Below are 22,199 nucleotides of genomic sequence, written 5' to 3'. Positions count from 1 at the left end.
TATGAAAAGCGTATATAAAATAACAGTTTTATTTGGCATAACTATTTTAGTTTCATCTTGCCATAATAATGCAGCACCAAACTATCAGTATTTTCCAAATATGTATGAGCACATTGGGTATGATACATATTCTGAGTCTAGCGCATTTAAAAATGGTAAAGAAGGTCAATTACCTGCAGAAGGAACTTTAAAGAGAGGATTTGTACCCTATGGTTATGATAACTCTACTGAAGGATATGATTTAGCTAAATTAAATTCTAAGTCACCATTAGATACAGTTTCTGTTAAAGATGAAGCTAAAGCTAAAGAATTATTTGAGATTTATTGTGCCATTTGTCATGGTAATGAAGGTAATGGTAAAGGTAAGTTAGTTACTCAAGGTAAATTATTAGGTATTCCTAATTATAAAGACAGAGACATAAACGAAGGAAGTATTTACCACGTAATGACTTATGGTTTAAACTCCATGGGTGCTTACTCAAATCAAATTGATCAGCATGAGCGTTGGTTAGTAGCTTCGTATGTTATGAAACTGAGAGCAAAATTATAATTGTAGAACAAACTGATCGTAATAGATATGTATACATTTTCAAGTAAATTAAAAACTTTTTCTTTCATCTTAATGGCTGTAGGTCTTTTAGGAATCGGATATGGTTTTTTAACTGCACCAAAAGATATTCAAGAAGTTGAAAAACTACTTGCTGCTGAAAGCCATGGTGGGCATGGGGAAGCTAAACATGAGACAGTACAAACTGTAGCTCATGATCCTGCTGCTAAACACGTTGAAGTAAGCGAAGTAAAAGAAGAAGGTGCTCATAAATCAGATTCTGTTAAGATTGATGCTGTTAACAGTACTGAGGTTGTGCCAGTTGAAGCAATTCATAATGAATCTTCAACTGAAAAGCAAGGACATGATGTTACTGAGGCAGCAGAACATAAAGAGCATTTAAATCATGTTTTACACCAATTGCAAAACAAACCTTGGTCTGCTTTGTATGTTGCTTGTATATTTTTTATGCTTATTTCTTTAGGTGTATTAGTTTTTTATGCAATTCAACAAGTAGCCCAAGCAGGATGGTCACCTGTATTATTTAGAGTTATGCAAGGTATTACCTCCTATTTACCTGTTGGTTCTGTTATTTTCTTTGTTATTTTAATCTTGTGTGGTCTGCATTTCAATCACCTTTTTATATGGTTGGATCCTGAGGTAGTAGCTACAGATAAATTAATAGCTAATAAAGCAGGTTATTTGAATTTTCCTTTTTGGATAATTAGAGCGGTAATTTTTTTAACAGGATGGAGTCTCTATCAGTACTATTCTAAAAAGAATTGTTTAGCACAAGATGACGCAAATGATAATTTGAATTATAAAAAGAACTTTAATATTTCTGCAATGTTTTTAGTTTTCTTTATTGTTTCTGAGTCAATAATGTCTTGGGATTGGATTATGTCTATTGATCCACATTGGTTCAGTACTTTGTTTGGTTGGTATGTTTTTGCAAGTTTCTTTGTAAGCGCTATAACAACTATCGCATTGGTTACTTTATATTTAAAATCAAGAGGTTTTTTAGAGTATGTCAATACAAGTCATATACATGATTTAGCTAAATTTATGTTTGGATTTAGTGTTTTCTGGACTTATTTGTGGTTTTCACAGTACATGTTAATATGGTATGCGAACATACCAGAGGAAGTAACTTATTTTATAACTAGAATTGAATTATACAATTTACCATTTTTTGGTGCTGTTGTAATGAACTTTTTGTTTCCTTTATTAATATTAATTAATACAGATTTCAAGAGAATTACTTGGATTTTGGTTATGGCTGGTGTTGTTATTTTAGCTGGTCATTACATTGATTTCTTTAATATGATTATGCCAGGAACAGTAGGTGACAGATGGTTTATTGGAATTTCAGAAATTGCTTCTGTTCTTTTCTTCCTTGGATTATTTATTTTCGTTGTTTTTACAGCACTTACAAAAAATCCATTGTTACCAAAAAGAAATCCTTTCATTGACGAAAGTAAACATTTTCATTATTAATATTTAAAGAAAAAAACAGATGACAAGTTTGTTGGTAATTATAGTTTTAGTTTTATTAGCTGTTGCTTTATGGCAATTGACTAAAATATTCGATCTAACGCAAGTTGGTTCCGTTTCAGATAGTTCAGAAATAGCTACAGATGATGATAATAACGTACAAGGTTATTTGATGTTTGGTTTTTTAGCTTTCATTTATATTTTTTCAATTTACGGATTGTTTAAATGGGGTCCACTTGTTCTGCATACTCCAGCCTCTGCTCATGGAGCTGAAGTTGATAATTTGATGAACATTACTTGGGTTCTTATTTTTATTGTACAAGCTATTACTCAGGTTTTATTACATTATTTTGCTTTCAAATATAGAGGTAAGAAGGATCAGAAAGCGCTTTATTTTGCAGACAATAATAAATTAGAAGCAATCTGGAGCGTTATTCCTGCTGTTGTTTTGGCTGGTTTGATTCTTTATGGACTTTTTGCATGGACTAATATTATGTTTGTTGATGAAGATGAAGATACTATAGTTATCGAATTATATGCACAACAATTTAACTGGAAAGCAAGATATTCAGGTAATGACAATGTTTTAGGTAAAGCAAATGTTAGATTTATTGAAGGTGCTAATGCTGTTGGTGTTGATTTAGCAGATCCTTATGCTCAAGATGATATTGTAGTTACTGAATTACACATTCCAAAAGGCAAAAAAATCCTTTTCAAGATGCGTTCTCAAGATGTACTACATTCAGCTTACATGCCTTATTTTAGAGCACAAATGAATTGCGTTCCAGGAATGGTGACACAATTTGCTTTTGAACCGATCTACACGACAGATGAATATAGAGAATTGCCTTTTATGGTAGAAAAAGTTGCTAATATTAATGCTATTAGAACTAAAAAAAGCGCCGATCTTGTTGCTAAAGGTGAAACTGCGTTAGATCCCTACACATTTGATTACTTGTTACTTTGTAATAAAATTTGTGGTGCTTCACACTATAATATGCAAATGAAAATTATTGTAGATACTCCTGAAGATTACAAAGCATGGTTAAAAGATAAAGCTACTATAGTTAGCGAAGTTAAGGCGGCACTTGCTGCACCTGCTGCACCTGTAGACGGAGCAATTGATGTGGATACCACTAAAGCTAAAGAAACTGAAGTTGTTGCCCCAATGGGTACGAAATAATTAATAAGAAAATTTAAAGTAAACATATATGTCAGCAGAAGGTCACGATCACGCAATGGATCACGAACACGAACACCACCATAAAGACACTTTTATTACTAAATATATTTTTAGTATAGATCATAAAATGATTGCCAAGCAATACTTAATTACAGGTATTTTTATGGGGATTATCGGAGTTGGTATGTCTATGCTATTTAGAATGCAATTGGCATGGCCAGAGCAATCATTTAAGATATTCAATATTTTACTTGGTGATAAATTTGCTCCGAATGGAGTTATGGCCAACGATATTTACCTCGCATTAGTCACCATACACGGTACTATTATGGTATTCTTTGTGCTAACGGCCGCCCTTAGTGGTACTTTTAGTAATTTATTGATACCATTACAAATTGGTGCACGAGATATGGCCTCGGGATTCATGAACATGATTTCATATTGGTTGTTTTTCATCTCAAGTGTAATTATGATTGGTTCCCTTTTTGTTGAAGCCGGGCCGGCTTCATCAGGATGGACTATTTACCCTCCGTTGAGTGCTTTGCCACAAGCTATTCCAGGTTCTGGTATGGGAATGACTTTATGGTTGGTTTCTATGGCTATTTTTATTGCGTCCTCTTTAATGGGATCTTTAAATTATGTTGTAACAGTAATTAATTTGAGAACAAAAGGAATGTCAATGACAAGATTGCCACTTACAATTTGGGCTTTCTTTGTTACGGCGATTATCGGAATTGTTTCTTTCCCAGTTTTGTTATCAGCAGCCTTGTTATTAATTTTTGACAGAAGTTTTGGTACTTCATTCTTCCTTTCTGATATTTATATTGCAGGTGAAGTATTGCATTACCAAGGAGGTTCACCTGTATTGTTTGAGCATTTATTTTGGTTCTTAGGTCATCCTGAGGTTTATATTGTTTTATTGCCTGCTTTAGGAATAACTTCTGAGGTTATTGCAACGAATTCACGTAAGCCAATTTTTGGATACAGAGCGATGATTATGTCTATTTTAGCTATTGCTTTTTTATCTACAATAGTTTGGGGTCACCATATGTTTATATCGGGTATGAATCCATTTTTAGGTTCAGTATTTACGTTTACTACATTGTTAATTGCTATTCCTTCTGCTGTAAAAGCTTTTAATTATATAACTACATTGTGGAAAGGGAACTTGCAATTGAATCCTGCGATGTTGTTTTCTATTGGTTTGGTTTCTACTTTTATAACAGGTGGTTTAACTGGAATTATTCTTGGTGATAGTACGCTAGATATTAATGTACACGATACGTATTTTGTTGTAGCACACTTTCACTTGGTAATGGGTATATCGGCGCTTTACGGAATGTTTGCTGGTATTTACCACTGGTTTCCTAGAATGTTCGGTAGAATGTTAAATAAAAACCTTGGATATGTTCACTTTTGGGTAACTGCAATTTGTGCTTACGGCGTTTTCTTCCCAATGCACTTTATAGGATTAGCTGGTTTGCCAAGACGTTATTACACCAATACTAACTTTCCATTATTTGATGATTTGCAAAACGTAAATGTTTTAATTACAACTTTTGCATTAATTGGTGGAGCTTTCCAATTGGTCTTCTTGTATAACTTCTTCAGTAGTATTTTTTATGGTAAGAAGTCTGTAATGAATCCATGGAAATCAAATACTTTAGAATGGACTGCACCTGTTGAGCACATACACGGTAACTGGCCAGGAGAGATTCCAGAAGTTCACCGTTGGCCTTATGACTACAGTAATCCATCTCACGATGTTGATTTTGTACCTCAAAATGTTCCAATGAAAGAAGGTGAAGAAGTTCTACATCACTAAAATATACACAAAAGCCTCTATGAAAATAGAGGTTTTTTTTATACGTTTAATTGATCAAATTAGTTATCAAATACATTCTTTGGTTTAATTTAAAGCAATTAATATTTTAAATTTTATTTTAATCTAGCTTTGTTATCTTTGTTTTATGAATGAAAATTTAGATCCTACATCCAACGCATATGACTCTGAAGAATTAGATCTTGAAAAGAAATTAAGACCGCTTTCTTTTGATGATTTTGCAGGTCAAGACCAAATATTAGAGAACTTGAAAGTTTTTGTGCAAGCTGCAAATCAAAGAAACGAGGCACTTGACCATACACTTTTTCATGGTCCGCCTGGTTTGGGTAAAACTACTTTGGCAAATATTTTAGCAAATGAATTGCAAGTTGGAATTAAAATTACATCTGGTCCCGTTTTAGATAAGCCAGGCGATTTAGCTGGTTTGTTAACAAATCTTGAAGAACGTGATGTATTATTCATAGACGAGATTCATCGTTTGAGCCCTATTGTAGAGGAATATTTATATTCTGCTATGGAGGATTTCAAAATTGATATCATGATAGAATCTGGACCAAATGCAAGAACGGTTCAAATCAATTTAAACCCCTTTACTTTAATTGGTGCTACCACACGATCGGGTTTATTAACAGCTCCTATGAGAGCACGTTTTGGAATATCCTCTCGTTTGCAATACTACACAACAGAACTTTTGACAACTATTGTAGAGCGAAGCGCCGCTATTTTCAAAATGCCAATTTCTATAGAAGCTGCTATAGAAATTGCAGGTAGAAGTAGAGGAACGCCACGAATAGCCAATGCGTTATTGCGCCGTGTACGTGATTTTGCTCAGATAAAGGGGAATGGTACAATTGATATTGAAATTGCTCGCTATGCCTTAAAAGCGCTTAATGTGGATGCGCATGGATTAGATGAAATGGACAATAAGATACTTACCACTATTATTGAAAAATTCAAGGGCGGTCCAGTAGGATTGACTACTTTGGCGACAGCCGTATCAGAGAGTAGCGAAACAATTGAGGAAGTGTACGAGCCGTTTTTAATACAAGAGGGTTTCATTATGCGAACGCCGCGTGGTCGTGAAGTTACAGATAAAGCCTATAAACATTTAGGAAAACTAAATACAAACATTCAAGGAGGCTTGTTTTAATATTTTCAAGAGCTATTTCCCGCTATTCGTTGTAATCTTTCCGCTCGTTAAAGAAACGAGAGGAAAGGATTTTCACTGCTATCGGGGCTATGGACTTTCGTTTATTAACTACTATTCTGATTATCATAAACCATAAATCAACATACACGCAATTTATCAAATCCGAAGCGAAACGGCTTGGTTTCATGTCTTGTGGCATATCTCAAGCAGGTTTTTTAGATAAAGAAGCACCTCGATTAGAAAATTGGTTAAAAAATAATAGTAATGGTCAAATGACCTACATGGAAAATCATTTTGACAAACGTTTAAATCCAACGTTACTTGTTGATGGAGCCAAAAGTGTCGTCTCGCTTCTGCTTAATTATTACCCAGAACAACTTCAAAATTCGGATACTTTTAAAATATCAAAATATGCTTATGGTGCAGATTACCATTTTGTAATTAAGGAAAAGTTGAAAGAATTTTTGTTTTCTATTCAGTCCAACATTGGAGAAGTTTCAGGACGTGCTTTTGTGGATTCGGCTCCAGTACTCGATAAAGCGTGGGCTGCAAAGAGTGGCTTAGGCTGGATTGGGAAAAATAGTAACTTATTGACGCAAAAAGTGGGTTCTTTTTATTTTATCGCAGAACTTATTATCGACTTAGATTTAGATTATGACAATCCTACTACAGACCACTGTGGCACTTGTACAGCTTGTATCGACGCTTGTCCAACACAGGCAATCGTTGCGCCTTATGTGGTGGATGGAAGTAAATGTATTTCGTATTTTACAATTGAATTGAAGGAGAATATCCCTCAAGAAATGAAAGGTAAATTTGATGATTGGGCCTTTGGTTGTGATGTTTGTCAGGATGTTTGCCCCTGGAATAAGTTTTCGAAACCACATAACCAACCCTTATTTAGCCCAAATCCAGAACTACTCTCGATGTCCAAAAAGGATTGGATAGAATTGACAGAGGAAACTTTTAAAACTGTATTTAAAGATTCTCCTTTGAAAAGAGCCAAGTTTGAAGGCATTAGAAGGAATGTCGATTTTATTAAGTAAAAGAGAGTGACAAAACAATCCGTATACTTCCATTTTTTGTAGTATTGAGCAACTCATTATGATTACATGATAATAGAAAGTTTTGGTAGAGCAATTGTTCCTATTTATATAGTGCAAGTTTCCAAAAAATGAATTTAAAGTTATAGTAAAAACGTTAATTTATTGAAATGATGTTTTTTAGAGTTTAAATATTGTTTTTTGAATCTATATTTTCTTTAACTTTATAATTCATTAAATGAACCAATTATGACGGTAAATCAAATTTTAAGCAACAAAGGAAAGGAAGTTTTCTCTATACTTTCTACTAACACTGTTTATGAAGCTTTGACAGTGATGAGCGAAAAAAACATTGGGGCAATTTTAATCATCGAGGATACTGTTCTTAAAGGCGTTTTGTCTGAAAGGGATTATGCTCGAAAAATTGTTTTGAAAGCTAAATCTTCAAAGAAAGCTTTTGTTCATGAAATCATGGAAACTGATGTAGTGACGGTAAGTCCATCGGATAATCTAGAGTACTGTATGGAATTAATGAGTACAAAAAGAGTACGACACTTGCCTGTTTTAGAAAACGAAATTGTGATAGGAATTATTTCTATTAGCGATGTGGTAAAAGCAATTATCGAGATGCAAAAAGATACGATCCAACACTTAAACTCTTATATTACACAATAGGTCCAATTAGATTAAAAGTAAAAATAGCCACAATTATATGTGGCTATTTTTGTTACTATGAGCTGTCATTAATCTATTTTTTTGAAAAGAATAGTTTAAAAGCTGACTTTTTAAACCAAGTCTTCTATCTTTGTGAGCTAGAATAAAATCTAAAAAAATGGACAAAAACAGTAAAAGAAGAGAAGCATTATTATACCACGCAAAGCCAACTCCTGGAAAAATTCAAGTAGTTCCCACTAAGAAATATGCAACACAAAGAGATTTATCTTTAGCGTATTCTCCCGGGGTTGCTGAGCCTTGTTTAGAAATAGCGAAAGACATCAACAATGTTTACAAATATACTGCGAAAGGCAATTTAGTAGCTGTAATTACTAATGGAACTGCCGTTTTAGGCTTGGGCGATATTGGCCCAGAAGCATCAAAACCTGTAATGGAAGGAAAGGGATTGTTGTTTAAAATTTTTGCTGATATTGATGTGTTTGATATCGAAATTGGTACAAAGGATATTGAAGAATTCATACAGACGGTTAAAAATATTTCGCCAACTTTTGGTGGGATAAACCTAGAGGATATCAAAGCGCCAGAATCGTTTGAAATAGAAAGACGTCTGGTTGAAGAGTTAAACATTCCTGTAATGCATGATGACCAGCATGGTACAGCCATCATTTCTTCAGCAGCATTATTAAACGCTTTAGAATTAGCAGATAAAAAGGCAGAAGATGTAAAATTAGTAGTTTCTGGAGCGGGTTCTGCTGCTTTGGCTTGTGCTGATTTATACGTTTTATTGGGTGTAAAAGTTGAAAATATTTTCATGTTCAATAGCAAAGGATTGTTGACTAAAGACAATCCAAAACTATCCGAACTACAATTAAAATACGCTAAAGATATTCCTTCTATGAATCTGGAAGAAGCACTTGTGGGCGCAGATGTGTTTTTAGGGTTGTCAACGGGCGATATTATGTCGGCGCAAATGCTACTTGGGATGTCAGACAATCCTATCGTTTTTGCAATGGCAAATCCAGATCCAGAAATTGATTATAATCTAGCAATCGCTACTCGTAAAGATGTAATTATGGCAACAGGAAGATCTGATTTTCCTAATCAGGTCAATAACGTGCTTGGTTTTCCATATATTTTTAGAGGAGCATTAGATGTTCGTGCTACGAAAATAAATGAGGCTATGAAAATGGCTGCTGTTAAAGCACTTGCATTATTGACTAAAGAATCTGTTCCAGAACAAGTAAATATTGCTTATGGTGCTACCAAATTAAATTTTGGTAGAGACTATATTATTCCAAAACCATTTGATCCAAGATTAATTACCATTGTTGCTCCAGCTGTTGCAAAAGCTGCGATGGATTCTGGTGTAGCATTAAATCCTATTACAGATTGGAAAAAATACGAAGAGGAATTGATGGATCGTCTCGGGAATGATAACAAAATGGTTCGTTTAATTACCAACAGAGCCAAAATCGATCCCAAACGAATTGTTTTTGCGGAAGCAGATCATTTGGATGTTTTAAAAGCTGCCCAAATTGTATGGGAAGAGGGTATCGGTTTTCCTATTTTATTGGGGAATAAAGAAATTATTTTAGAATTAAAAGAGGAAATTGGTTTTGATGCCGATGTCCCAATTATAGATCCTAAAATTAAAGAAGAGGAAGCCCGCAGAAATAAATTTGCCAATACCTATTGGTCTTCCAGACAAAGGCGTGGAATTTCCTTTTTGGATGCTCAAAAACTAATGCGCGAAAGAAACTATTTTGCAGCAATGATGGTCAATGAAGGAGAGGCCGATGCGCTAGTGACCGGACATTCTAGAAGTTATCCATCAGTTGTGAAACCTATGTTGCAGCTCATTGATAAAGCGCATGGAGCCTCGATTGTTGCCACTACAAATATGATGATGACGGCTCGTGGGCCAATGTTTTTATCGGATACCGCCATAAACATTAATCCATCTGCAGATGATTTGGCTAAAATTGCAATCATGACTGCAAAAACGGCTAAAATGTTTGGTGTAGATCCAGTAATTGCAATGATATCATTTTCTAATTTTGGATCATCTACTAATGAAAGTGCTGCCAAAGTGAGAGAGGCAGTAGCTTATTTGCATAAAAACCACCCCGATATGGTTATTGACGGAGAAATTCAGGCTGATTTTGCTCTGAATCCTGAAATGTTAAAAGAAAAATTTCCTTTTTCGAAGTTAGCAGGAAAAAAAGTAAATACCTTAATTTTTCCTAATTTGGAATCTGCAAATATCACCTATAAATTGTTGAAAGAATTGAATAAAGTAGACTCCATAGGACCTATAATGTTGGGAATGGGAAAACCAGTTCACATTTTTCAATTAGGTGCAAGTGTTGAGGAAATGGTCAATATGGCTGCTATTGCCGTTATTGATGCCCAGGAGAAAGGAAAGAAAAAAGCAAATTTAATTTAGTATTAAACGTAGTAAATTACAAGTGTGTTAAATCTAATAAATGGACATAATCATGTCGTAATTTTATTATATTTGGAGGATATATATAAAAATTAATGATAGCACATTTACAAGGAAAATTAGTGGAGAAATCGCCAACTCAAATTATTATAGATTGTGGTGGTGTTGGTTATCATGTAAATATTTCTTTACACACGTATTCTTTGCTTCCCAACACAGATTTTATAAAAGTATATACGCATCTTCAAATAAAAGAGGATGCGCATACACTTTTTGGATTTATGGAAAAGTCAGAGCGAGAAATTTTTAGACTTTTATTATCGGTTTCTGGAATAGGAGCCAATATCGCTCGAACTATGCTTTCATCATTAGATCCAAAACAAATTACCAATGCCATAGCCTCTGCTGATGTAGTTACCATTCAGTCTATAAAAGGAATTGGTAGCAAAACCGCGCAAAGAGTAATACTAGATTTAAAAGAAAAAGTGTTGAAATTGTTTGATTTAGACGAAGTTTCTATGTCTCAAAGCAATACAAATCGTGATGAGGCGTTATCTGCGTTGGAGGTTTTAGGTTTTTTAAGAAAAGCTTCAGAACGAGTCGTAGAAAAGATTGTTAAAGAGGAACCAGATGCTTCTGTAGAGTCGATAATCAAGAAAGCGCTAAAAAATTTATAAAGGTATTCAAGTAACACGTTTGTATGCGTAAAATTTACATTTTTCTGCTTGTTTTTTTGTCTGGCTTTGTTGTGCAAGCCCAAGTAAAACCAGCTACTCAGGATACTGTTAAAACTGGATTTTCTGTTGGAAAAGTACAGCTAAAAAATCCAAAGAGTATTCTCTCCTCCTACACGTATGATCCCATTTCAGATCGATACATCTATACAAGTACATTGGATGGATTTTCTGTTAATTACCCCATTATATTGACGCCTAAAGAATATGAAAAGCTGGTTTTGAAAGAATCTATGCGGGATTATTTCAAAAAAAAGCTGGATGCAATTGAAGGAAAAAAAGAAGGCAGCGAAAATGCCAAAAAAGATTTACTGCCGAGATATTATGTAAAATCTGGACTTTTTGAATCCATTTTTGGGAGTAATACTATCGATGTAAAACCCACTGGATCTGTAGAAATGGATTTGGGATTGCGGTATACCAAACAAGACAATCCTTCTTTTTCACCAAGAAATAGATCAAATCTTTCATTTGATTTTGACCAAAGGATTAGCATGAGTTTGATGGGTAAAGTAGGAACCCGATTGAGTGTTAACGCAAATTATGATACGCAATCCACATTTGCCTTTCAAAACTTAATGAAGTTGGAATATGCGCCAACTGAAGATGATATCATTCAAAAAATTGAAGTAGGAAATGTATCCATGCCTTTGAACAGCTCTTTAATTCGAGGTGCTCAAAGTTTATTTGGTGTAAAAACACAATTGCAATTTGGAAAAACAACAATTACGGGTGTTTTTTCAGAGCAAAAATCACAAACTAAAAGTTTAGTAGCTCAAGGTGGCGGTACGATTCAAGACTTTGATATGTTTGCTTTGGATTATGATAGTGACCGACACTTTTTCTTATCCCAGTATTTTAGAGACAGATATGATAAGTCTCTTGTTAATTATCCATTTATTGACAGTAGAGTCCAAATCACCCGATTGGAAATTTGGGTAACCAACAAACAAAATAGGGTAGTAGCGACGAATAATAATCTCCGAAATATCATTGCTTTACAAGATTTGGGAGAAGCCCAATTAACTGGTTTAGCAGATAATGAAGTGGTTGTTTTGGATCCTATTCCAGCAAGTCCTCCATTTTTTACGGCAGGGCTGGATACTCCGAGCGACAATAAAAACAATGCTTATAACCCTGAGTTAATTCAGGCCGGTGGCGGTTTATTGAATCCTAATATCCGTGAAATTGTTACTGCAAATTCGGGTTTTAATGTCACGGTAAGCGAAGGACAAGATTATTCTAAACTTGAAAACGCGCGAAAACTGAATCCAAACGAGTACACTTTTAGTCCTCAATTAGGATATATTTCTTTGCAACAACGCTTGGCTAATGATGAGGTTTTAGCTGTGGCTTATCAATACACCATTGGCGATCAAGTGTATCAAGTAGGAGAGTTTGGTAATGATGGTGTAGATGCAACCGTGGTTACCGGGAATACGCCTGCAACGCAAGCTATTATATCTCAGAGTTTGATTTTGAAAATGCTGAAAAGCAATTTGACCAATGTAAAAAATCCGGTTTGGAACTTGATGATGAAGAATATTTATCAAATTCCTGGTGCCTATCAAGTGAAACAAGAAGATTTTAGATTTAACATACTTTACACAGATCCTTCACCTTTAAATTATATTACGGAAGTGACTGGGAGTCCTTTTCCTTCCAATCCAAATCCAGAAAATAAAGTCGCTGAAACACCTTTACTCAAAGTATTCAATTTAGATAAATTAAACTACAACAACGATCCGCAAACTGGAGGGGATGGTTTTTTTGATTTTCTGCCAAGTTTGACGATGGATGCGCAATACGGTCGAATTATTTTCACTACCAAAGAACCTTTTGGAGAACTATTATTTTCTAAATTATCGAATACTGGTTCAGGAGAAAATTACAACAACACGAGTTCTTACAATGAAAATCAGAAAAAATATGTGTTTCGTAGCATGTACCGCAACACCCAATCTGGAGCATTACAAGACAGTGATAAAAATAAATTTTTATTAAGAGGAAGATATAAATCATCCGGTGGAGACGGCATACCAATTGGTGCTTTGAATGTGCCACCAGGTTCTGTTGTGGTTACCGCTGCAGGAAGAATTTTAGTAGAAGGAATTGACTATAGTGTGAACTATCAATTAGGAAGAGTTCAGATTTTAGATCCGGCGCTACAAGCATCTAATACACCAATAGAAGTATCCTTAGAAAATAATTCTGTTTTTGGTTTACAAACCAGAAGATTTATGGGAGTCAATGTAGAGCATAAAATTTCTGATAATTTTGTAGTCGGGGGAACATTCCTTAAGATGACGGAACGACCATTTACGCAAAAATCTAGTTTTGGTCAGGAATCAGTAAACAATACTATTTTTGGATTCAATTCAAATTTTTCAACCGAAGTTCCATTCTTTACTCGTTTAGTAAATAAATTACCAAATATCGATACTAATGTTCCATCTAACCTTTCAGTGCGAGGAGAAGTTGCTTTTTTGAGACCCGATACTCCAAAAGCGGATCAGTTTGAAGGAGAATCCACGATTTATGTGGATGATTTCGAAGGTTCACAATCTACTATTGATATGCGTTCGCCATATGCTTGGTCCTTGGCATCGACACCAGACCGGAATGCGCTTAGTACCTATGATTTCAATGCTAATTCTAATGATTTGAGCTACGGTTTTAAAAGAGCCAAATTAGCTTGGTACTCTATCGACCCCATTTTTTATGCCCAAAGACCCTCCGGGATTTCTAATGAGGATTTGTCATTTAATACCACCCGAAGAATTTTTAGCGAAGAATTATACCCTTTAACAGATATTGCGCAAGGGCAGTCACAAGTTGTTAATACATTAGATTTAAGTTATTATCCGTCTGATAGAGGGCCGTATAACAATAGTTCATCTGTAGCTGTTGATCCAAGAGAAAATTTTGGAGGGATCATGCGCTCTATAAACTCCACTAATTTTGAGCAAGGTAACGTAGAGTACATTCAGTTTTGGGTGTTAGATCCTTATGTAGGAAACGGAAAGATTCCTCAATCTAACACGGGGAAAATTTATTTCAATTTAGGAGAAATCTCGGAAGATGTTTTGAAAGATGGAAGGAAACAATATGAAAACGGACTTGGTCCCGATCAAATTTTAGTAAATCCACAGCCTTTGTGGGGCGATGTTCCGGCTTCTCAGTCGTTAATTTATGCGTTTGATACCAATGCCGATAATAGAAGGAATCAGGATATTGGTCTTGATGGTTTAACTAATACCAATGAAGGATCGGTATACACGAATTTTGCATCAGAATTAGATCCTGCGGCAGATGATTATTCTTTTTACTTGAATGCTTCAGGTGGAATTTTAGACCGCTACAAACAATACAATGGCACCGACGGGAATTCAGCAGTTGATATTACAGATCCAAACCGAGGTTCAACTACGGTTCCTGATGTAGAAGATATCAATAGAGACAATACTATGAACACCATCAATGCATATTATGAGTATAGCATTAATGTGCAACCTAACATGAATGTTGGGCAAAATTATATCACAGACATTAGAAATACGCAAGTGACTTTGCCAGATGGTTCTGTTACTGAAGCGAGGTGGATGCAGTTTAAAATACCAGTTTCACAACCAGAAAACACGATAGGAAACATTTCTGATTTTAGATCGATTCGCTTCATGAGAATGTTTATGACGGATTTTAATGACCAAGTAACCGTTCGTTTTGGCGCATTAGATTTAGTGAGAGGAGAATGGCGACGCTATACTAATACGCTAGATTTTAATGACACTAATATTGCTGATGACAATACCAACCTAGATGTTCTATCAGTAAATGTCCAAGAAAACAATGAACGATGTCCTATAAACTATGTTGTTCCACCAGGCGTGCAGCGGGAACAATTATACAACAACAATACTGTGCTCAATCAAAATGAGCAATCACTTGCCTTACGAGTTTCTGGAAACGGATTAGAGCCTGAGGATTCTAGAGCCGTTTTTAAAAATGTAAGTATTGATATGCGTCAATTCAATAAATTGAAAATGTTTTTGCATGCTGAATCATTGCCAAATGAAGTAGCACTGAGAGACAATCAAATGGTAGGATTCATTCGTTTTGGAAATGACTTTACTCAAAATTTCTATCAAATTGAAATTCCTCTAAAAGTGACAAACCCTTCCTCAGCCTCAACTTCAGATTGTCCCCCTGTGAGTGCTGATTTGGTTTGGCCAGAAGAAAATGAAATAGATTTATCGTTGGCATTATTGACCAAATTGAAGATTCTTGCTATGAGTATTAATCCGAATACACTTCCGCTTGATGGAATTTATTATCCAGATAATGATCTGGCTAATACGGATGGTGACGGAAGTGATCGCTTGAAATTGGGTATAAAAGGAAATCCAAATTTTGGATTGGTGCGTACTCTTATGGTGGGAGTTAAAAACAATGAAACTCGAAACGATATCAAAGGTGAGGTATGGTTCAATGAATTGCGTTTGGCTGATATGGACAATCAAGGTGGTATGGCTGCACTATTAAATGTTGATACTAACTTTGCTGATTTTGCTACCGTTTCCATGTCAGGTAAAAAGAGTACCATAGGCTTTGGAACATTAGAGCAAGGACCAAACGAGAGAAATCGTGAGGATACCGAACAATATAATATTGTAACTAATGTGAATTTAGGTAAATTATTACCGCAAAAATGGCAAATTAATCTCCCTTTTAATTATGCTATTGGTGAGGAAACCATAACTCCGCAATATGATCCTTTTAATCAAGACATCAAGCTCAAACAATTACTGGAAAATACAGCAGACCAAAAAGAGCGCGACAACATAGAGAGAAGAGCTGTTGATTATACCAAACGTAAAAGTATCAACTTCATTGGGGTTAGAAAAGAAAGAGGTGCAGAGCAAAAACAGCACGTTTATGATCCGGAAAATTTTACTTTTTCGCAGTCAATTAATGAAGTGCAAAGACATGATTTTGAAATTGAAGATTATGTAGACCAGCAAGTAAATTCCTCTGTTGACTATGCGTATACTTTTAAACCAAAGCCTATCGAGCCTTTTACGAAGACAAAATTTATGAAGAAAAGTAATTATTGGAAATTATTAAGAGATTTCAATTTTAACTATTTGCCTTCTAATATCTCTTTTAATACGAATATCAATAGACAATACAACCGTCAGCAATTCAGGCAAGTGGATGTAGAAGGAATTGGTTTAGATCCTTTATACCGAAGAAATTTTGCCTTCAATTACCAATATGGTTTTAATTTTAATTTGACTAAGTCATTGAAGTTGAATTATACAGCTTCTTCCAGCAATATTGTCAAAAATTATTTGAACGAAAATAACGAGCCAATCGATACTTTTACGATCTGGGACAGTTATTGGGATATTGGAGATCCCAATCAGCACATGCAACAATTAGTTGTAAATTATGAAATTCCAATTAATAAAATTCCAGTTTTTAGTTTTATCAAGGCTAATTATACGTACACAGGAGATTACAGTTGGCAGCGTACTTCTAATGCGCTATCTCAAATTAAAATTGATGGAACGGACTACAACTTAGGGAATACGGTGCAAAACGCAAGCTCTAACAATTTGAATGCAACAATGAATATGGACATGTTGTACAAATATTTGGGATTGACTAAAAACGCAAATAAAAGCGCACCAAAACCAAAAGTAGCTGCGCCAAAACCAGGTGAAAAAATAGTAAATACAAATTCAAATCAGGTTCCAAAAAACAGTGAATTTGTTGATGGTTTTATCGGTGTTTTGACTAGTATTAAAAACATTCAAATGAATTACACCCACAACAGCGGTACGGTTTTGCCAGGGTATACGCCAGGTGTTGGGTTTCTTGGTTCATCAAGACCATCGTTAGGTTTTATTTTTGGTAGTCAAGATGATGTTCGTTACGAAGCGGCTAAAAATGGCTGGTTGACAAACTATCCTGATTTTAACCAAAATTTCTCTCAGGTGACAAATAAGGTCTTTAAAGCCACGGCTAATGTAGATTTGTTTCCAGATTTAAAAATTGATTTGACACTTGATCGTGCCTATTCTCAGAACTCTTCGGAACAGTATGATGTTACAAATGGTATGTACAATCCTAGATCACCTTACGACACTGGTATCTTTTCTATTTCTACGGTGTTGATTAAAACTTCATTTTCGACTAGTGATGAAAATTCATCTGCAGCATTTAGTGATTTTAGATCAAACCGATTGACAGTGGCAAATAGATTGGCAGCACAGCGCGGTATCGACATTAATAATCCAGCTAATAGGGATGCTGAGGGATATCCTATTGGTTATGGCAAAAACAATCAGGCCGTTTTACTGCCTGCGTTTCTAGCAGCATATTCTGGTGGCAATGCAGATGATGTTTCGCTCGGTATTTTTAGAAATTTCCCCATTCCAAACTGGTCTATAAAATACAGTGGCTTGATGCGTTATGGCATCTTTAAAAAGAATTTCAAACGGTTTTCATTGCAGAGTAATTACAGAGCTTCTTATACTATTAATGCATTTAGATCTAATTTTGAATTCGATAAAGACCCAAATGGAGTGGATGCGAGCGGCAACTTTTTCAATAAGACCATCATGTCCAATATTAACTTGGTGGAGCAGTTTAATCCTTTGATGCGCATGGATTTTGAGTTGAAGAGCTCTTTAAAAGTATTAGCCGAAATTAAAAAAGACCGTGCTTTATCAATGAGTTTTGATAATAATTTATTGACCGAAGTGAAAGGTATAGAATATGTAGTTGGACTTGGCTATCGTTTCAAGGACGTGATCTTCTCTTCGAGATTGGCCGATAATCCAACCGGAATAATTAAAAGCGACATAAATCTTAAGGCGGATATAACCTATAGAAATAACCAAACAATTGTGAGGTATTTGGATTATGACAACAATCAATTAGCAGGCGGGCAAAATATTTGGTCTATAACAGTCAAAGCAGATTATGCTTTTAGCAAAAACCTAACAGCCATTTTCTATTACGACCATTCGTTTTCAAAAGCCGTAATTTCGACTTCATTTCCGTTGACAAATATTCGTTCTGGAATTACGATTCGCTATAATTTTGGAAATTAATTTTCCGGTTAGAGAACCATTTTTGTGCATAAGATTGTTACATTTGTGTCTGAAAATTTAAATTATCAATAATTAATTATCAATTACAATTTTTATGAACATACCAGTAAATTTAAAATACACTAAAGATCACGAATGGGTTAATATTGATGGCGATACTGCAACAGTAGGAATCACTGATTTTGCACAAAAAGAATTAGGAGATATTGTTTATGTTGAAGTTGAAACTTTAGATCAGAGCTTAGACAAAGATGCAGTTTTTGGTACCGTTGAAGCGGTTAAAACAGTTTCTGATTTGTTCCAGCCATTGTCAGGTGAAATTATTGCTTTCAATGATGCACTTGAAAGTTCTCCCGAAAGTGTAAATTCTGATCCTTACGGAGCGGGATGGATGATCAAGATAAAAATTTCAAATATGGCAGAAGTAGATGATTTATTGTCTAGTGAGGCATATAAAGAACTTATTGGTGCTTAAACAACTCTATTTTGTGGCTACTTTGTCTTGGGCTGGAGTAATTGCATTTTTTTGTTTGGTTCAAATCGATTCGGTTCCTTTAGGAAATGTCTCAAACCTAGATAAAGTAGTGCATGTCTTTTTTCATTTTGTTTTAACGTTTCTTTGTTTTTCTTTTTTTCAAAAACATACAAATTCGGTAAATACTTTGAAATCAATAGTACCTGCGTTCCTTTTCTCTTTTATTTTCGGAATAGGTATAGAAATAACTCAAGAATTATGTACGACCACAAGGCATGCTGATGTATTTGATGTTATAGCAAATGTATCTGGCGCCATTTCAGGAATAGCCGTTGTTTTTTTATTGAATTTAAAAACGAGGTCCAAATAAAAAACAATTTCATATAAAATCCCACTCTAGTGGGATTTTTCATTTTACATCTAGTTCTACGAGTCTTTTTTTTTGACTAAGATTAATTTCTATGACAAGCATTAAAAAACAATGGATGTAGTAATACCGTATAAATAGTAAAATTTTTAAATGCTCTTATGTTTATATAAAATGTATTTTTGTGTATCATAATTTGTTAAGAATTAGAAAACTAAAGCACATGAATATCAAGCAATATTTGGATTCTACCTATTTGAAAACAGCTGAACAAGCTGGACTCAGTGAAAAGGAGAATACCCTGGTAGTCGAAGCGTTTATCAAAGAAGCAATTGAGGAGAATTTTAAGTTGATTATGATTCGTCCAAACATGGTTTCTTTGGCCAAAAAGATGATCGTTGAGGCGAATTCTATGGTTCTTGTAGGAACCGTAATCGATTTTCCTGAAGGGACATCTTCTATTGATGACAAGCTTAGTGAGGCGCGTCAAGCGATCCAAGAAGGTGTTGATGATTTGGATTTTGTATGCAACTATGCAGCTTTTAAACGGGGCGAACTTTCTGTTATTAAAGAGGAAATTTTTGAATGTACACAGTTAGGTTTAAATAAAAAAAAGGTAGTAAAGTGGATTATTGAAGTGGCTGCACTCACGGATATGGAAATTATACAGTTGTCAAGTTTGATAAAAAACGTGATTATTTCTAATTTTGAACAAGAGCTTTTTTCTTCTGTTTTTGTAAAGTCCTCTACGGGATTTTATAACACGGAAGACAATCTTCCAAATGGTGCTACTGTACCTGCAATAAAAATGATGTTAGAAAATGCGTCGCCACTTCCTGTTAAAGCGGCTGGCGGTGTAAGAACCTATGAAGAGGCCGTCGCGATGATTCAGTTGGGTGTAAAGCGAATTGGAACTTCGGGTGCAAAGAATATAGCGAACGGGCAGAATTCGCAAAATGAATATTAAATTCTCCAAAAGTATAAATATGATAAAAGCCTTTTTCACTTTATTTTTGTTTTCGTTCTCCTTTTTTGCTTTTTCTCAAGATACTAATGTTATTGTAGAACAATCGGGCACTACATCAGAGCGTTTTCCTGTATTTGCAGAATGTTTGAATTTGCAATCCAAAGGATTAGAAAAATGTTTTTACAACCAGGTTCAAGACTTTGTTTTTTCAAATTTCCAAGTTCCAGAATCTTTAAAACAGAATAATTTTAATGGGAATATAAAAGTACTTTTTGAGGTAGATGCTACAGGTACTTTTAAAGTTATTTATGTCGATGCAAATGAGGAACTCCTAATCAAAGAAACAAAAAGAGTTTTTGCAATTTTTCCAAAAATACAACCTTCAACCTATAATGGGAATCCAGTCTATTCTAAGTTTACCCTAACTGTAGCGATACCATTAAAGAGTAGGGCGGAAAGAGAATTGGAAGCTTTGGCGAAGGCCAATATACTTTCAAATACAAAGCCAAGGCGTACAGAATTAGATAGTATAGTTTATAAAAAATACAATAATCCAGAATTTGAAAGTCATTTGAATGTGCCTTTTTCGCATAGCTATTATGCGCAGTTTGATAGTTCTTTAAATCAAGTGGGAAGTAATAATCATACCGCATCTAAGCCATACACCTATGCTGAGGTTTCGAAATATTATAATCTAAAAGCAGTTAATGAACAGCTAAAAAAGAAGGCTTCTGGCTGGTGGGCAAGAAAATTATGGAATGAGAATACTGTCGAAATCCAGGGCGAGGGATATTGGTTTACACTAAATCCTATTCTTGATTTACAGGTTGGAAAAGCATCAAAAAGTGAAGTCTCTAATACTTTTGTGAACACAAGGGGGATTAATTTTAGAGGTGGATTGGGGAAACAAATCAATTTTTCGACCACAGTTTTTGAAAGTCAAGGTCGATTTGCGGGATACTTCAATCGATATGCCGAATCAATTAAACCAGCGGGAGGCAATCCAGCTATTATTCCGGGAATTGGAATTGCAAAAGATTTTAAAACTTCCGCATATGATTTCCCTTTGGCAGAAGCCAATTTAACTTTTACTCCAAGCAAATTCATCGATTTACAGTTGGGTTACGGTAGAAATTTTATCGGAGATGGGTATCGATCTTTGCTCGAAAGTGATGGTGCAAGTCCGTATCCTTATTTTAAGTTGAACACTAATTTTTGGAAAATAAAATACACAAACACCTACATGTGGCTCAAAGATGTTCGTCCTGAAGTTACGCTAGAACGCACCTATTCCACGAAATTTATGGCAAATCATTATTTGAGTTGGAATATTTCTAATAAATTCAATCTTGGTTTATTTGAATCAGTTGTTTGGACTAATTCAAACGATCGAGGTTTCGACGTGAATTTTGTAAATCCAATTATATTTTATCGCGCTGTTGAATTTGCTTCTTCGGCTCGAAGCGGTAATGCTATTTTAGGATTGACATTTAAGTACAAATGGAGTGATCGAATTAATTTTTATGGACAGTTTATTCTGGATGAGTTTTCTTTGGGAGACGTCAAAGAACGCAATAATAGTTGGAAAAATAAGTACGGTTATCAATTAGGAGTTAAGTATTACAATGCTTTTAAAGTAGATAATTTGCAACTACAATTAGAATACAATCATGTGCGTCCCTATGTTTATTCCCACAGCATGCCAATTACGAATTATGCGCACAATAATCAAAGTATTGGGCACCAATGGGGCGGAAACTTCAAGGAATTTATTGCGATTGCTCGTTACCATAAAGGGAGGCTTTTTGCTGATGCAAAAGTTACTGCGGGGACACGAGGATTTGATTTTGACACTCTTGAAGATGATTTAAACTACGGAGGAAATATCTATAAAGATTACGATGAAAAAAGAGCTTTTGATAGCAATGTAAAAGTAGGGCAAGGAAATAAAACGGCTGTTTTTATTGTTGATTTTCAAGGAGGTTATTTGGTAAATCCAGCCACAAACCTAAAGCTTTTTGGTAGTTATATTTATAGAAGTTTTGATCCTTCAAAAAACACGGTTACTACTTTTACTGAAAGTACTAATTGGTTTACCTTGGGGATACGAGCTGATATTTTTAATTGGTATTTTGATTATTAATCTTTTGTGAA

General features: G+C 34.8%; 14 protein-coding genes. All 14 read left to right on the top strand.

Annotated elements, in window-relative coordinates; translation table 11 throughout:
- The first annotated feature begins 1 nt into the window (after nucleotide 1).
- On the top strand, nucleotides 2-550 hold the full coding sequence (locus AC061C_RS02065) for a c-type cytochrome (RefSeq protein ID WP_478289816.1): 549 nt from the start codon (nucleotides 2-4) through the stop codon (nucleotides 548-550).
- A gap of 27 nt (nucleotides 551-577) precedes the next feature.
- Nucleotides 578-2,044, top strand: a complete 1,467-nt coding sequence (locus AC061C_RS02060) for a quinol:cytochrome C oxidoreductase (RefSeq protein ID WP_478289815.1) — start codon at nucleotides 578-580, stop codon at nucleotides 2,042-2,044.
- Between the two features lie 19 nt (nucleotides 2,045-2,063).
- Nucleotides 2,064-3,224, top strand: coding sequence for a cytochrome c oxidase subunit II (locus tag AC061C_RS02055; RefSeq protein WP_478289814.1), 1,161 nt, complete (start codon nucleotides 2,064-2,066; stop codon nucleotides 3,222-3,224).
- A gap of 28 nt (nucleotides 3,225-3,252) precedes the next feature.
- Entirely contained in the window at nucleotides 3,253-5,049 is a 1,797-nt protein-coding gene (locus tag AC061C_RS02050) for a cytochrome c oxidase subunit I (RefSeq protein WP_417944741.1), read from the top strand.
- 145 nt (nucleotides 5,050-5,194) lie between these two features.
- Nucleotides 5,195-6,217, top strand: a complete 1,023-nt coding sequence (gene ruvB, locus AC061C_RS02045) for a Holliday junction branch migration DNA helicase RuvB (protein WP_309755327.1) — start codon at nucleotides 5,195-5,197, stop codon at nucleotides 6,215-6,217.
- Nucleotides 6,218-6,306: 89 nt separating this feature from the next.
- The gene (gene queG, locus AC061C_RS02040; RefSeq protein ID WP_478289813.1) at nucleotides 6,307-7,263 is read left to right on the top strand and encodes a tRNA epoxyqueuosine(34) reductase QueG; all 957 of its coding nucleotides are present in this window, start codon (nucleotides 6,307-6,309) and stop codon (nucleotides 7,261-7,263) included.
- Between the two features lie 246 nt (nucleotides 7,264-7,509).
- Entirely contained in the window at nucleotides 7,510-7,935 is a 426-nt protein-coding gene (locus AC061C_RS02035; RefSeq protein ID WP_309755326.1) for a CBS domain-containing protein, read from the top strand.
- Between the two features lie 157 nt (nucleotides 7,936-8,092).
- Entirely contained in the window at nucleotides 8,093-10,381 is a 2,289-nt protein-coding gene (locus AC061C_RS02030) for an NADP-dependent malic enzyme (protein WP_417977543.1), read from the top strand.
- A gap of 95 nt (nucleotides 10,382-10,476) precedes the next feature.
- Nucleotides 10,477-11,058: a Holliday junction branch migration protein RuvA gene (gene ruvA, locus AC061C_RS02025; protein WP_309755324.1), complete on the top strand. Its 582-nt coding sequence runs from the start codon at nucleotides 10,477-10,479 to the stop codon at nucleotides 11,056-11,058.
- A gap of 23 nt (nucleotides 11,059-11,081) precedes the next feature.
- The gene (sov, locus tag AC061C_RS02020; protein WP_478289812.1) at nucleotides 11,082-18,236 is read left to right on the top strand and encodes a T9SS outer membrane translocon Sov/SprA; all 7,155 of its coding nucleotides are present in this window, start codon (nucleotides 11,082-11,084) and stop codon (nucleotides 18,234-18,236) included.
- Between the two features lie 94 nt (nucleotides 18,237-18,330).
- Nucleotides 18,331-18,711, top strand: a complete 381-nt coding sequence (gene gcvH / locus AC061C_RS02015) for a glycine cleavage system protein GcvH (RefSeq protein WP_309755968.1) — start codon at nucleotides 18,331-18,333, stop codon at nucleotides 18,709-18,711.
- Entirely contained in the window at nucleotides 18,704-19,081 is a 378-nt protein-coding gene (locus AC061C_RS02010; protein ID WP_478289811.1) for a VanZ family protein, read from the top strand. Before gcvH ends, AC061C_RS02010 begins: the two co-directional genes overlap by 8 nt.
- A 220-nt stretch (nucleotides 19,082-19,301) precedes the next feature.
- Complete coding sequence (deoC, locus tag AC061C_RS02005) at nucleotides 19,302-20,045, top strand: deoxyribose-phosphate aldolase (RefSeq protein ID WP_478289810.1); 744 nt, start codon at nucleotides 19,302-19,304, stop codon at nucleotides 20,043-20,045.
- Nucleotides 20,046-20,064: 19 nt separating this feature from the next.
- Nucleotides 20,065-22,188, top strand: coding sequence for a gliding motility outer membrane protein RemB (remB, locus tag AC061C_RS02000; protein WP_478289809.1), 2,124 nt, complete (start codon nucleotides 20,065-20,067; stop codon nucleotides 22,186-22,188).
- Nucleotides 22,189-22,199: the final 11 nt, after the last annotated feature.

Source organism: Flavobacterium sp. GNP010 (assembly GCF_056428945.1).
Note: the sequence above shows the minus strand (reverse complement) of the source record. Positions and strands in the feature narration are given on the sequence as shown.